The organism is Streptomyces sp. NPDC047880 (assembly GCF_040706515.1).
Classification (GTDB): domain Bacteria; phylum Actinomycetota; class Actinomycetes; order Streptomycetales; family Streptomycetaceae; genus Streptomyces.
This window is the reverse complement of record NZ_JBEZOK010000023.1, coordinates 116,208-130,075: the sequence shown is the minus strand read 5'-3', so window position 1 is coordinate 130,075 and position 13,868 is coordinate 116,208. Positions and strand designations below refer to the sequence as shown.

Sequence of the window (13,868 nt, the reverse complement as noted above, 5' to 3'; positions counted from 1 at the left end):
CCGACCCGGCCCCGGCTTCCGCCGGGGCCGGGTGGTCAGCGGTCGACCTTCGTCTTGTAGCCCCGCCCCCACTGCAGTCCCCACCCGTACAGCCGGTCCAGCTCCGCCTGGAAGCCGTAGACGAACTTGGCCTCGCGGCGGACGACGATCTCGTTCTTCACCTTCTCGATCATGACGACGGCGCAGGAGCGGGCCTGCGGCTGGCGTTCGTCGAGGTGGATCTCGATCCGCGGGCCGCTGCTCGGGTAGAGCGTGACGCTGGCGTGCGTGCGGTCGAAGGCCGGTGTCTGGTCGTAGATGTAGACGAAGACCAGGAGCCGCTTGATGTTGTCGCGGTGGTCCAGGTTGATGTACATCGTCTCGCCGGAGCCGGAGCCGAACCGGTCGTCGCCGCTGAGCTTGACGTACGGCGGGGCGTTGACCTCGCCGTAGTAGCCGCCGAGGGGCTGGACGACGCCCTTGGTGCCGTCCTGGAGTTCGTAGAGGCAGCCGAGGTCGAGGTCGACGTTGACCATGCTCTGGCTGTGGCCGACGACCTCGGGGGGCTTGAGGGCCCGGAAAGGGTGGCGCAGCAGGCTCTCGCGCTGGGAGCCGCCGATGTCGGACGTGCGCATCCGCCAGCTGAGGTTGACGCGCAGATGGCCGGTGGCCGCGCCCTGCTTGGTCAGTGACACCTGTGCGCGCCGCTTGGTCAGCTCGATCGCGTTGGTCGCCGCATCGCCCGAGTCGAACTGCACATCGCCGCGCCGGAGTCCGTCGAACAGGCCCATTCCGCCCCCACGTTTCACTCGGAGACCGCAGGTCACCGCCGTACCCACGGCCCATGAAGACCGGCGGGGCGGCCGCCGAGGAGTCCTCGGTGGCCGCCCCGCACAGAGCGTTCCTCACCCGCAGGGGTGTCACACCCCGGACGAGACCTCAGTCTTCTCGTCCGAGCCGGCCTTTCCCTCGGCCGCCGCCAGCGCCTTGTTGCGGCGGACGGAGGACCAGAAGGAGGCGGCGATCAGGAAGACGCCGATGAGGCCGGTGATGATCTCGTTGATCTGGTACTGGATGGTGACCAGCAGGAGGACGGCCAGGGCGCCGATGGCGTAGTGCGCGCCGTGCTCCAGGTAGACGTAGTCGTCGAGGGTGCCCTGGCGGACCAGGTAGACCGTCAGCGACCGGACGTACATGGCGCCGATGCCGAGGCCGAGGGCCATCAGGACGATGTCGTTGGTGATGGCGAAGGCGCCGATCACGCCGTCGAAGGAGAAGGACGCGTCCAGCACCTCGAGGTAGAGGAACATGAAGAAGGCGGCCTTGCCGGCCAGCTGGACCGCCGAGCGGGGCTTGCCGGTGCGCTCGGCCTCTTCCTCGGCCTCGTGCTCGCGCTCCTCCTCCTCTTCGAGCTTGTCCTCGAAGTAGCCGGAGAGACCACCGACGATCATGTACGTGATCAGACCGGCGATGCCGGCGAGCAGGACGGTCTCCGCCTTGTCGACATGGGTGCCGCCGTGCTGGTGGGCATGGGTGGCGACGGTCATCGAAGAGATCAGCAGGACGATCAGCGCGATGCAGACCGACAGCATGTCGACCTTGCCGAGCTTGGCCAGCGGACGCTCCAGCCAGCCGAGCCACTTGATGTCCCGGTCCTCGAAGATGAAGTCCAGGAAGATCATCAGCAGGAACATGCCACCGAAGGCGGCGATCGACGGGTGCGCGTCGGTCACCAGCTGCTGGTAGCGGTCCTTGTCGTTGAGGGCGAGTTCGACAGCCTCGATCGGGCCCAGCTGGGCGCTGATGGCGACGATCACGACGGGGAAGACCAGCCGCATGCCGAAGACGGCGATCAGGATGCCGACGGTGAGGAAGATCTTCTGCCAGAAGGCATTCATCTTCTTCAGGATCCCGGCGTTGACCACCGCGTTGTCGAAGGACAGCGAGATCTCGAGGACGGAGAGGATCGCGACGACGCCGAGCGCGGTCCACCCGCCGAACAGGACCGCCGCGACCAGGCCGAGCGCGGTGACCGCGAACGACCACCCGAAGGTTTTCAGAACCACTGGCTACCCAATCGTGTGTGTACGGGGCTCCCCCGCGCCGTACCCGGCTTTACGAACTTTTGAAGCCGAAGTCTAGTCGGACCCCCTCCGTACCCCCATGGGGCCCGGATTTTGCTCATAACGCGTTATGAGACGTTGACCCCGAAGTCCAGCGCGATGCCGCGCAGGCCCGACGCGTACCCCTGCCCGACGGCCCTGAACTTCCACTCGCCCTGGTAGCGATAGAGCTCCCCGAAGATCATCGCGGTCTCGGTGGAGGCGTCCTCGCTCAGGTCGTAGCGGGCGAGCTCTTGGCCGTCGGCCTGGTTGACCACACGGATGAAGGCGTTGCTGACCTGGCCGAAGGTCTGGCCCCGCTCGTCGGCCATGTGGATGGAGACGGGGAACACGATCTTGTCGCAGTGCGGCGGCACCTTGGAGAGGTCGATCAGGAGCGACTCGTCGTCGCCGTCGCCCTCGCCGGTGAGGTTGTCACCGGTGTGCTCGACCGAGCCGTCCGGGCTCTTGAGCTGGTTGTAGAAGACGAACCACTCGTCCCCGAGCACGCGCCCGCTGCTGCACATCAGCGCGCTGGCGTCGAGGTCGAAGGGCGCTCCGGTGGTGGAACGCGCGTCCCAGCCGAGCCCGACCATCACCTGGGTGAGGTTGGGTGCGGCCTTGGACAGGGAGACATTGCCCCCCTTGGCGAGCGTGACGCCCATCTTGCTGTCCCTCCCCTTGGGGCCACAGGCCCGATGGTGTTACTGAGGTGGTCCTGCACGTCCGGCGCCGCACGTAAACCGTGCGGCGCCGGACGAGAGGCCGGACGGGCCCCGGCGTCGGGGCCCGTCGGGTGGTTCAGACGTTCACACCGAAGTCCTGCGCGATGCCGCGCAGACCCGAGGCGTAGCCCTGGCCGATGGCGCGGAACTTCCACTCCGCGCCGTGCCGGTAGAGCTCGCCGAAGACCATGGCGGTCTCGGTGGAGGCGTCCTCGCTCAGGTCGTACCGGGCGATCTCCGCGCCGCCCGCCTGGTTCACGACGCGGATGAACGCGTTGCGCACCTGGCCGAAGGACTGCTGGCGGGTCTCGGCGTCGTAGATCGAGACCGGGAAGACGATCTTCTCGATGTCCGCCGGGACACCGGCGAGGTCGACCTTGATCTGCTCGTCGTCGCCCTCGCCCTCACCGGTGAGGTTGTCACCGGTGTGCTCGACGGAGCCGTCCGGGCTCTTGAGGTTGTTGAAGAAGATGAAGTGCTGGTCGTTGCCGACCTTGCCGGAGTTGTTCAGCAGCAGCGCGCTGGCGTCCAGGTCGAAGTCCGTGCCGGTCGTGGTGCGGACGTCCCACCCCAGACCGATGATGACCGCGGTCAGGCCCGGCGCCTCCTTGGTCAGCGATACGTTGCCGCCCTTGCTGAGGCTGACTCCCACGAGTCCTCCATTGGTGTCCAGGGGCGGGATGCCCCATTGTGCTCGGATGTCGGATCAACGAGTCGATCCTAGTGACGGGTTCCCGCCGCACCCAGGCCCTGAAGCCCGGAATTGAACAGGTGTCGGGCGCATGCCGCCCGACCGGCGTCACAGGGAGTCGAGCGCCTTCACGTAGTCGTTCAGGTCGCGCGCGTCCGGCAGGCCGTTGACGACGGTCCACCGCACGACGCCCTCCTTGTCGATGACGAAGGTGCCGCGCACCGCGCAGCCCTTGTCCTCGTCGAAGACGCCGTAGGCGCGTGAGACGTTGCCGTGCGGCCAGAAGTCCGACAGCAGCGGGTACTCCAGGTTCTCCTGCTCGGCGAAGACGCGCAGGGTGTGGATGGAGTCGTTGGAGACGGCGAGCAGCTGGGTGTCGCGGTCGGAGAACTGCGGCAGGTTGTCGCGCAGCTCGCACAGCTCGCCGGTGCACACGCCGGTGAAGGCGAAGGGGTAGAAGAGCAGCACGACGTTCTTCCGGCCCCGGAAGTCGGACAGCCGCACGGGCGCGCCGTGGTTGTCCTTGAGCTCGAAGTCGGGGGCCTTCTCGCCGACCTGGATCGCCATCGCTGTGGGTGTCCCTTCGTGGGGCTTTTCGGGTGGGACCACCCTACGCAGGCACCGGTACAGGCCGGTGGGCGGGCCGACAGCGCCGGCCCGCCGCACCGCCGTACGGCTAACGCTTGGACTTGGCGGCCTTGGGCGTCGCCAGCCGGCTGCCGCTCCAGTCCTTGCCGACGCTGACGCTCTTGGACGCCGTCAGACCCGCCGTGGTGGCGGCTTCCGAGATGTCGCTCGGCTCCACGTACCCCGAACGGCCGGTCTTCGGCGTCAGGAGCAGGATCGCGCCGCCCTCTTCGATGTACGTGGTGGCATCGACCAGCGAGTCCGTCAGGTCGCCGTCGTCGTCACGGAACCACAGCACAACGGCATCGGCCACGTCGTCGTAGTCCTCGTCAACCAGGTCGGCCTCGATGATGCCCTCGATGGCCTTGCGGAGCTCCTGGTCCACGTCGTCGTCGTAGCCGATCTCCTGGACCACCTGCCCGGGCTGGAACCCCAGCCTGGCGGCAGGGTTCGTCCGCTCCTCCGCGTGGTCCGCGGTCGCGCTCACGGGTTGCCTCCTGATCATGTCTTGGGAATAACTCAGCCACGCGCGTGCGCGAAGCATTGGCCGTAGTCCACACGGGCGGGGCGGATCGCGCAAGTACCCGGCCGTTCAGACCGCCGAAACGGTGACGATCCTGGCCGTGTCACCGCAACTCCAGGCACACCATCATGGCCCCAGGTGATGCACACCACACCTTTCTGCCCTGTTTGGGCGTTTGGGAATCGTCTGTGGGTACGAGACTCGAAGGTATTCGCCCCATACGTCACGGAGTCGATCTCACGTCTGGGTTACCGGTCGGTAGAGATGACGTTTCCCGGCCCTGAGGTGGACCATGGACAGCGGCGCGCCCCCCAGCGACGACGCCCCGGCGACGACAGCGAAACAGCGGCCCTCGCAGGCCCTCTGACAGGTAAGGAACAGCGTGGCTTCCGCATCCGATCGCAACCCGATCATCATTGGCGGCCTTCCGAGTCAGGTTCCTGACTTCGATCCCGAAGAGACCCAGGAATGGCTCGACTCCCTCGACGCCGCCGTCGACGAACGCGGCCGGGAGCGGGCCCGCTACCTGATGCTGCGACTGATCGAGCGGGCCCGCGAGAAGCGCGTGGCCGTGCCCGAGATGCGCAGCACGGACTACGTGAACACCATCCCGACCAAGAGCGAGCCGTTCTTCCCTGGCAACGAGGACATCGAGCGCAAGGTCCTCAACGCCACCCGCTGGAACGCCGCGGTGATGGTCTCCCGGGCCCAGCGCCCGGGCATCGGCGTCGGCGGCCACATCGCCACGTTCGCGTCCTCCGCGTCCCTCTACGACGTCGGCTTCAACCACTTCTTCCGCGGCAAGGACGACGGCCTCGGCGGCGACCAGGTCTTCTTCCAGGGCCACGCCTCCCCCGGCATCTATGCCCGCGCCTTCCTGCTGGACCGGCTCAGCGAGCAGCACCTGGACGGCTTCCGCCAGGAGAAGTCCAAGGCGCCCCACGCACTGTCGTCGTACCCGCACCCGCGGTCGATGCCGGACTTCTGGGAGTTCCCGACGGTGTCGATGGGCCTCGGCCCGATCGGCGCGATCTACCAGGCGCGGATGAACCGCTACATGGAGGCGCGCGGGATCGCCGACACCTCCAAGTCGCACGTCTGGGCGTTCCTCGGCGACGGCGAGATGGACGAGCCGGAGTCGCTGGGCCAGCTGTCCATCGCCGCCCGCGAGGGCCTGGACAACCTCACGTTCGTCGTCAACTGCAACCTGCAGCGCCTCGACGGCCCGGTGCGCGGCAACGGGAAGATCATCCAGGAGCTGGAGTCGATCTTCCGCGGTGCCGGCTGGAACGTGATCAAGCTGGTCTGGGACCGCAGCTGGGACCCGCTGCTCGCCCAGGACCGCGACGGTGTGCTGGTCAACCGGATGAACACCACGCCGGACGGGCAGTTCCAGACGTACGCCACGGAGACCGGCGCGTACATCCGGGACCACTTCTTCGGTGACGACCACCGGCTGCGCGCGATGGTCGAGGGCATGACCGACGACCAGATCCTGCACCTGGGCCGCGGCGGTCACGACCACCGGAAGATCTTCGCGGCCTACAAGGCGGCCGTGGAGCACAAGGGCCAGCCGACGGTGATCCTCGCCAAGACGATCAAGGGCTGGACGCTGGGCCCGAACTTCGAGGGCCGCAACGCCACGCACCAGATGAAGAAGCTGACGGTCGACGACCTCAAGCGTTTCCGCGACCGTCTGCACCTGCCGATCCCGGACAAGGAGCTGGAGTCCGGCGTACCGCCGTACTACCACCCGGGCCGGGACTCGGAGGAGATCCAGTACATGCACGACCGCCGAAGGGGTCTCGGCGGTTACGTGCCCACGCGCGTGGTCCGCTCCAAGCCGCTGGCGCTGCCCGAGGACAAGACGTACGCGACCGTGAAGAAGGGCTCGGGACACCAGTCCATCGCGACGACGATGGCCTTCGTGCGGCTCCTGAAGGACCTCATGCGGGACAAGGAGATCGGCAAGCGTTTCGTGCTGATCGCGCCGGACGAGTACCGCACGTTCGGGATGGACTCGTTCTTCCCGAGCGCGAAGATCTACAACCCGCTCGGCCAGCAGTACGAGTCGGTCGACCGCGACCTGCTGCTCGCCTACAAGGAGGCGCCGAACGGCCAGATGCTGCACGACGGCATCTCGGAGGCGGGCTGCACAGCGTCGCTGATCGCGGCCGGCTCGGCCTACGCCACGCACGGCGAGCCGCTGATCCCGGTCTACGTCTTCTACTCGATGTTCGGCTTCCAGCGCACCGGCGACCAGTTCTGGCAGATGTCCGACCAGCTGGCGCGCGGTTTCGTCCTGGGCGCGACCGCCGGTCGTACGACGCTGACCGGCGAGGGTCTCCAGCACGCCGACGGCCATTCGCAGCTGCTGGCCTCGACGAACCCGGGCTGCGTCGCCTACGACCCGGCGTTCGGCTTCGAGATCGCCCACATCGTGAAGGACGGCCTGCGCCGGATGTACGGCGGCTCCGAGGAGCACCCGCACGGCGAGGACGTCTTCTACTACCTGACCGTCTACAACGAGCCGATCCAGCACCCCGCCGAGCCTGAGAACGTCGACGTCGACGGCATCCTCAAGGGCCTCCACCGGTTCAGCGAGGGCACGGCCGGCTCGATCCCGGCGCAGATCCTGGCGTCCGGCGTCGCGGTCCCCTGGGCCGTCGAGGCGCAGCGGCTGCTGGCCGAGGACTGGAACGTCAAGGCGGACGTCTGGTCGGCGACCTCGTGGAACGAACTGCGGCGCGAGGCCGTGGCCTGCGAGGAGCACAACCTGCTGCACCCCGAGGAGGAGCAGCGGGTGCCTTACGTGACACGCAAGCTCGCGGACGCGCAGGGGCCGGTCGTGGCCGTGTCCGACTGGATGCGGGCGGTTCCGGACCAGATCGCGCGCTGGGTGCCGCAGACGTATCAGTCGCTCGGCGCGGACGGCTTCGGCTTCGCCGACACCCGGGGCGCGGCCCGGCGGTTCTTCCACATCGACGCACAGTCGATCGTGGTCGGCGTGCTGACCGAACTGGCCCGTGAGGGCAAGGTCGACCGCTCCGTGCTCAAGCAGGCCATCGACCGCTACCAGCTGCTCGACGTGTCGGCGGCCGACCCGGGGGCCGCGGGCGGCGACGCATAACACGTCAAACCCTGTCAAGGGGTGGTGCGCATCACGGGCACACCGTGAGCACACCACCCCTTCACCTTTTCTACGATGCGGCCATGCAACAGCAGTCGGCCCAACTCCGTTGGGAACAGCACACCCAGCGCCCCCTCTTCGGCCTGGCCCTGGCCTTCGCCCTCGCCTACGCCGTGCCGATCGTCCGGCCGGACGCCGCCCGGGACGTGGTCGAGCTGTGCACGGCGGTCGAATGGGTGGTGTGGGGCGCGTTCGCCCTCGACTACGGCGTACGGCTGGTGCTCGCACCGAACCGGCGGGCGTTCATACGGACGCACTGGCTCGATCTGGGGGCGGTGCTGCTGCCGATGATCCAGCCGATGCGGCTGCTGCGGCTGGTGTCGACACTGCTGCTCGTCGGGCAGCGGGCGCGGATGGCTTCCCAGATTCGGCTGACGACCTATGTCGTGGGTGCCGTGACCGGGTTGCTGATGTTCGGGTCGCTGGCCGTGCTGTCGGTGGAGCGGGACTCGCCGGACGGGAACATCAGGACGCTGGGTGACGCGGTGTGGTGGTCGTTCACCACGATGACGACCGTGGGGTACGGCGACCACGCGCCGACCACCGGGCTGGGGCGGATGCTGGCGGTCGGGCTGATGCTGTCCGGGATCGCGCTGCTGGGTGTGGTGACGGCGAACATCGCCGCCTGGTTCATCGCCCGGTTCGAGAAGGACGACATCGAGGAGCGGCGGCAGACCGAGGCGATCAAGGAGCTGACGGAGGAGGTCCGGGCGCTGCGGAGCGAGTTGGCGGCGCTGAAGGGGACCTCGGTGGAGCCATGAGAGGGCCCCCGGGCGAACGGCCGGGGGCTCTTCCCACATGCTTCACCCGGGTCAGAACATGCCCACGCCCGGTGTGGCCGCTCCGGACAGCCAGATGACGGCCAGGAGCGTGTCGATGGCGCCCAGGACCAGGGCGATCACGGCCGCGGCGGGGCGGGACCCCGACCAGGTGCGGCCCATGGCGAGCCAGCCGCAGACCATCGCGGCGGGACCGAGGACGATCCCCAGCACGAAGAAGCCTGCTACGGCGCAGATGACTCCGATGAGTCCGAGCGTCGCGCGATCCGTCCCGGCCCGTGACCACGTCCGGCCACGTGAGCGGGGGTGCCTGCGCGTACCGTGTCCGAAGCTCGCCATCATCAACTCCCGTAAACCCTCGATCGGTTGGGGTTCGGTTCGGGTATGACATGGCGAGTACCCCGTGGCCGCGCTTCAATGCCGCTGCCTGCGCGCCACCCCCCTCCGGCAGCGCGCCGCAGCGTCCGTCCTCCATGCCCTGCGGAGGACTTGACCCACTGTGACCTGCGGCGCGGGCCGGAGGGGAGGGTTCGACGGTTTCGTTCACCCTGATGAGCGAACGAGCCGCCGGAGAGCGTCAGATGTGCGCCGCGCCCGCACCGGCTTCGGCGTTCTCGCCGCGCTTGGTGAGGAACGCGACGAACACGGCCACGGCCGCAACGCCCGCGGCGGTCAGGGAGGCCAGGCTCATGCCGTCGATGAACGTGGTGTGCGCGACCTCCGTGATCTTCGCGGCGATCTGCTCGGGCGTGCCCGGGGGGACCGGGGCGGCGCCCTGCTGGACGGCCAGCGTGGCCTGTTCGGACTGGGCCGGGGTGAGCAGCGGCAGCCCGGCGTCAGCCCAGTTGCCGGCGAACTCGCTGTCGACCTTGGAGGCCATGACCGCGCCCAGCACGGCCGTACCGAGACTGCCGCCGATCTGCATGGCGGCCTGCTGGAGACCGCCCGCGACGCCCGAGAGCTCCATCGGGGCGTTGCCGACGATGACTTCGGTGGCGCCGACCATGACCGGTGCGAGGCCGAGGCCGAGCAGGGCGAACCAGACGGACATGACGCCACTGCCCGTGTGCGCGTCCAGCGTGGACATGCCGTACATGGCGATCGCGGTGCACGCCATCCCGCCCGCCAGCGGGATACGCGGGCCGATCTTGGTGATCATCACACCGGCGAGCGGGGAGCCGACGATCATCATGCCGGTGAGCGGCAGCAGGTGCAGACCGGCGTCGATCGGGCTCATCCCGTGCACGTTCTGGAGGTAGAACGTCACGAAGAACAGGCCGCCCATGAAGGCGATGGCCATCAGGACCATGAGGACGACTCCCGCCGACAGCGGCACGGAGCGGAACAGCGCCAGCGGGATCAGCGGCTCCTTCACCTTCGTCTCCCAGACGGCGAAGAGCCCGAAGCCGACGAGCGAAGCGATGATGAACGCCCAGGTCTTCAGGTCGCCCCAGCCCCACTCGGGTGCCTTGATCAATGCCCAGACGAGGCAGAACATCGCGGCGGACAGCAGGGCGATGCCCAGGAGGTCGAAGGAGCGCGGGGCGTTCTCGGCGCGGTGGTCGAGCAGGATCAGCACGCCGAGGACGACGGCGAGGACACCGACCGGCACGTTGATGAAGAACACCGACTGCCAGTTGACGTGCTCCACGAGCACACCGCCGAGGATCGGGCCGCCCGCGGTGGACGCGCCGATGACCATGCCCCAGATGCCGATGGCCATGTTCAGCTTCTCGGCCGGGAACGTGGCCCGCAGCAGGCCGAGCGCGGCCGGCATCAGCAGCGCGCCGAACAGGCCCTGGAAGACACGGAAGACGATGACCGCCGTGATGCCCTGGGACAGCCCGATGGCGCACGAGGAGGCGGCGAAGCCCGCCACACCGATGAGGAAGGTCTGCCGGTGACCGAAACGGTCACCGAGCTTGCCGGCGGTGATGAGGGAGACGGCGAGGGCGAGGAAGTAGGCGTTGGTGATCCACTGGAGATCCGACCAGGAGGCGCCCAGGTCCTTGCCTATCGCCGGGTTGGCGATGGCCACGATGGTGCCGTCGAGGGCCACCATCATGACCCCCACAGCGACGGTGATGAGGGTGAGCCAGGGGTGCCCTCGCAGCCCCTTGCCCGGCGTCGCGTCCGACGGACCTGCCGGTGCCTTGCCCCCCGGCCCCGTCGTGTCGATGGTGGTCTGACTAGTCATACCGGGAGGCTAGTGACAGCCACTGACAGTTGACAAACCAATTCACTAGTCGGCAACTGACACGACATCTCCGTATAGCCTGAACTGGGAGAACACCGAGGACGAGAGGCACGTCTTGAACCTGCGCGAACGCAAGAAGCGGCGCACCCGGGACGCACTGCTGCGGGCCGCGCTGGAGCTCTTCGCCACGCGCGGGTACGAGGAGACGACCGTCGACGACATCGCCGCCGCCGTGGACGTCTCGCAGCGCACCTTCTTCCGCTACTTCGCCGGCAAGGAGGAGACGGCGTTCTTCGTGCCGCGCCTCGCCGAGACGCTCGTCGTCGAGGCCCTGCGCACCCGCCCGCCGGACGAGGCGCCGCTGGAGGCGCTGCGCCGGGCCGTACTGGAGAGCTGGGACGCGATCAACGAGGCCGTGGTGGAGCTCGTGCCGATCGAGCTCCACATGCGCGTCTACCGGGTGATCGAGTCGACGCCCGCACTGCTCGCCGCCCATCTGCGGCGCTCGGCGGAGCTGGAGGAGCAGCTCGCGTGCATCATCGCCGAGCGTGAGGGGCTCGACGTGGACCTGGACCCCCGGCCGAGGATCGTCGTCGCCCTCTTCGGCGGGGTGATTCGCGTCACCGAACGCTTGTGGTCCGCGGGGGACGACGTCACCCTCGACGGAATGCGCGAACTCACCACCGCATACCTGGATCAGGTGGGCCCCGCACTGGCCGGGAACTGGCGTGCGGAGCGGTCCCCTTAACAGATCCACCGAAACGTGATCCCGGTCACTCGGTTAACGCGAGACCCTCTCGTTCTCCTAGTGTGTCCTTTCAGTGACTTCCTTCGACACCTCCCCGCAACTGAACGTCTGGCGCGCACTGCTCGCTCTGGCCGTCGTGTTCGTGATGCTGGCGACCACCGGCTGGACGGCCCTGCGCAACCAGCGGGGCGCCGCGCCGCTCCAAGCCTCGCTCTCCGCCTGGGAGCACGGCCGGATCGGCGGGCACCGGCTGCCGGACCCGCAGTCCGAGCCGACGAAGCTGGCCCGCTTCTTCTCCTCGCTCACCGAGCAGGACCGTTCGGCCCTGGTCCGCAAGTACTCGCTCGCGGTGGGCAACATGAACGGCGCGCCGGTCGAGCTGCGCTACCGCGCCAACCGTCTCGCCCTCGCGAAGGCGCGCGAGGTCGAGCGGGAGCGCATGCACGACGAGCGCCTCACCCCGGCCGGGCAGCACGAGGCGGGCCGCAGGATGCACCGCTTCGAGGACCTCATGGAGCCGGGCCGGCACATCCTGGCCTTCGACCCGGAGGGCTCGGGCCGGGTGGCGGAGGTCTTCGGCAACCTGCGCAGGGCGGAGCGGGTCTCGATCGTCGTCCCCGGCGTCGACACCGACCTGCTCACCTTCCAGCGCACCCAGCGCAAGTACTCCGCGCCCGTCGGCATGGCCAAGTCCCTGTACGCGGCCGAGCGGCAGGCGAGCCCCTCGACCCGCACGGCCGTCATCGCCTGGGCCGACTACACGGCGCCCAGCGGACTCGGCATCGACTCGGCCACGGCGATGCGTGCCGAGGAGGGCGCCCTACGGCTCAACTCGCTGGTGCGTGCGCTGCCGGGCGGCTCGCCGGTCTCGCTGTTCTGCCACAGCTACGGTTCCGTGGTGTGCGGGGTCGCCGCACACGCGCTACCGGGCCGGGTGTCCGACATCGCGGTCGCGGGCAGCCCCGGCATGCGGGTCGAGAAGGCGGCCCAGCTGCAAACGGGCGCCCGGGTGTGGGCGATGCGGGACTCCGACGACTGGATCCAGGACGTGCCCTACCTGGAGGTCGGCGGACTGGGCCACGGAGCGGATCCGGTGTCCGCCGGATTCGGGGCACGGGTGCTGTCGGCGACCGGCGCCAAGGGTCACGCGGGCTACTTCGAGCCCGGAACGGCAAGTCTGTTCAATTTCGCAGAGATCGGCGTCGGCGCATACCGCTCGGTGCACTGCGCGCACGAAGACGGCGTCTGCCGTACCGGTTTGTCCGGCACGGCGGCGGCCTGACGCGCGTAGAGGCCGAAGAAATTGCGGTCTGCTCGGGAGGGGGACGGAGGAGCGCGTGCCGCATACGATGAGCCGCATGGGTGACGTACTGGCCGGATTGCATGCCGTATGGGAGTTCGAGTCCGACTCCGTGCTCATCCGTTACGAACGGGGGATTCGAACACCCAAGCTCTTCCAGGCCCTCGGGGAGCGCCGCGTGCCCCTGGAGGCGATAGCAGGGGTCACCTTGACCCGCGGGAAACGCGGCACGGTCGTGCTGCGCCTCGAGCCGCGCCCCGGAGCGGACCCGTTGATGGAGGCGGCCGCCGGACAGCTGAAGGAGAGCGGCGATCCCTACCGGCTGGTGCTGCCCGCCGAGCGCGAGGTCCTCGGGGAGTACTACGCCGACGAACTGCGGACGCTGCTGACGGAGTCCGGTCCGGTGGACCGGTTCCTCGTGAAGCCGCCCGAGGGACCGCTGTCGTTCAAGGCGTACGACGGGAAGGCGACGTTCGACGGACGCACCGTGAACTTCCGGTGGTTCTGGACGGGGGCGTCGTCGGCGAAGTGGAAGGCGGGCGACCAGAGCTTCTCCGTCGGAGAGCTGAACGGGGTGGAGTGGCGGTCGCCGGAGGTCTTCGAGGGGCATTTGCGGCTTTTGCGCCGAGATGCGGGGGTGGCGGCGGCCCAGGCCGATCAGGATCCCGCCGCGGTGGTGTTCGGGCTGGGGTACGGCCCCGTGCACGAGTCGCTGCCGTTCGCGGCGGCGGTGCTGGCGGCGGTGCGGACGTCCAGTCCGGTCCCGGCGGTGCCGGCCGGCGGTCCGCGCCGGGATCCCGCGGACATCGCCGAGCGGATTCGTCACCTGGGTGAGTTGCATCAGGCCGGTTTGGTGACGGATGAGGAGTTTTCGGTCAAAAAGGCGGAGTTGCTGGCGGAGCTGTAGCGTCTGCCGGGATCTCGCGGTGGGCGGGCGCGGGTGCGTGCGTGGCGGATCGCGCCCACGCGGCGGAGCCGCACATCGGCACAGTCCCGCGCCCCTGAAA

General features: G+C 68.6%; 13 protein-coding genes. 5 read left to right on the top strand and 8 right to left on the bottom strand.

Annotation, left to right across the window (positions count from 1 at the left end):
- Positions 1 to 35 precede the first annotated feature (35 nt).
- From AB0937_RS29170 to AB0937_RS29145, 6 genes are all read right to left on the bottom strand, one after another.
- Positions 36 to 770 (bottom strand): Tellurium resistance, encoded by a 735-nt coding sequence (locus AB0937_RS29170; protein ID WP_366715679.1) that lies wholly within the window; start codon positions 768 to 770, stop codon positions 36 to 38.
- Between the two features lie 129 nt (positions 771 to 899).
- On the bottom strand, positions 900 to 2,045 hold the full coding sequence (locus tag AB0937_RS29165) for a DUF475 domain-containing protein (RefSeq protein ID WP_366715678.1): 1,146 nt from the start codon (positions 2,043 to 2,045) through the stop codon (positions 900 to 902).
- A 125-nt stretch (positions 2,046 to 2,170) separates the two neighbouring features.
- Positions 2,171 to 2,746: a TerD family protein gene (locus AB0937_RS29160; RefSeq protein WP_366715677.1), complete on the bottom strand. Its 576-nt coding sequence runs from the start codon at positions 2,744 to 2,746 to the stop codon at positions 2,171 to 2,173.
- Between the two features lie 136 nt (positions 2,747 to 2,882).
- Positions 2,883 to 3,458, bottom strand: coding sequence for a TerD family protein (locus tag AB0937_RS29155; protein WP_234845263.1), 576 nt, complete (start codon positions 3,456 to 3,458; stop codon positions 2,883 to 2,885).
- Between the two features lie 147 nt (positions 3,459 to 3,605).
- Positions 3,606 to 4,064: a peroxiredoxin gene (locus tag AB0937_RS29150; protein ID WP_234845262.1), complete on the bottom strand. Its 459-nt coding sequence runs from the start codon at positions 4,062 to 4,064 to the stop codon at positions 3,606 to 3,608.
- Between the two features lie 109 nt (positions 4,065 to 4,173).
- Positions 4,174 to 4,611 carry a DUF3052 domain-containing protein gene (locus tag AB0937_RS29145; RefSeq protein WP_031104104.1) on the bottom strand — a complete coding sequence of 146 codons (438 nt, stop codon included), beginning with the start codon at positions 4,609 to 4,611 and terminating at the stop codon, positions 4,174 to 4,176.
- A 418-nt stretch (positions 4,612 to 5,029) separates the two neighbouring features.
- Between AB0937_RS29145 and aceE the strand changes: the two genes are divergently transcribed.
- Both aceE and AB0937_RS29135 read left to right on the top strand, forming a co-directional pair.
- The gene (aceE, locus tag AB0937_RS29140) at positions 5,030 to 7,777 is read left to right on the top strand and encodes a pyruvate dehydrogenase (acetyl-transferring), homodimeric type (protein WP_366715674.1); all 2,748 of its coding nucleotides are present in this window, start codon (positions 5,030 to 5,032) and stop codon (positions 7,775 to 7,777) included.
- Positions 7,778 to 7,860: 83 nt separating this feature from the next.
- Positions 7,861 to 8,598, top strand: coding sequence for an ion channel (locus tag AB0937_RS29135; protein ID WP_366715672.1), 738 nt, complete (start codon positions 7,861 to 7,863; stop codon positions 8,596 to 8,598).
- A 51-nt stretch (positions 8,599 to 8,649) separates the two neighbouring features.
- Here AB0937_RS29135 and AB0937_RS29130 read toward each other — a convergent pair whose 3' ends face one another.
- Entirely contained in the window at positions 8,650 to 8,958 is a 309-nt protein-coding gene (locus AB0937_RS29130; RefSeq protein WP_366715670.1) for a small hydrophobic protein, read from the bottom strand.
- A 235-nt stretch (positions 8,959 to 9,193) separates the two neighbouring features.
- Positions 9,194 to 10,813, bottom strand: coding sequence for an MFS transporter (locus AB0937_RS29125; RefSeq protein ID WP_366715668.1), 1,620 nt, complete (start codon positions 10,811 to 10,813; stop codon positions 9,194 to 9,196).
- A 115-nt stretch (positions 10,814 to 10,928) separates the two neighbouring features.
- Here AB0937_RS29125 and AB0937_RS29120 point away from each other — a divergent pair, with 115 nt between their 5' ends.
- The 3 genes from AB0937_RS29120 to AB0937_RS29110 all read left to right on the top strand — a co-directional run bounded on the left by AB0937_RS29120 (position 10,929) and on the right by AB0937_RS29110 (position 13,768).
- Positions 10,929 to 11,561 carry a TetR family transcriptional regulator gene (locus AB0937_RS29120; protein ID WP_366715667.1) on the top strand — a complete coding sequence of 211 codons (633 nt, stop codon included), beginning with the start codon at positions 10,929 to 10,931 and terminating at the stop codon, positions 11,559 to 11,561.
- 73 nt (positions 11,562 to 11,634) lie between these two features.
- Positions 11,635 to 12,843 (top strand): alpha/beta hydrolase, encoded by a 1,209-nt coding sequence (locus AB0937_RS29115; protein ID WP_366715666.1) that lies wholly within the window; start codon positions 11,635 to 11,637, stop codon positions 12,841 to 12,843.
- 76 nt (positions 12,844 to 12,919) lie between these two features.
- A complete protein-coding gene (locus AB0937_RS29110; protein WP_366715664.1) occupies positions 12,920 to 13,768 on the top strand; it encodes a DUF4429 domain-containing protein in 849 nt (282 codons plus the stop codon).
- Positions 13,769 to 13,868: the final 100 nt, after the last annotated feature.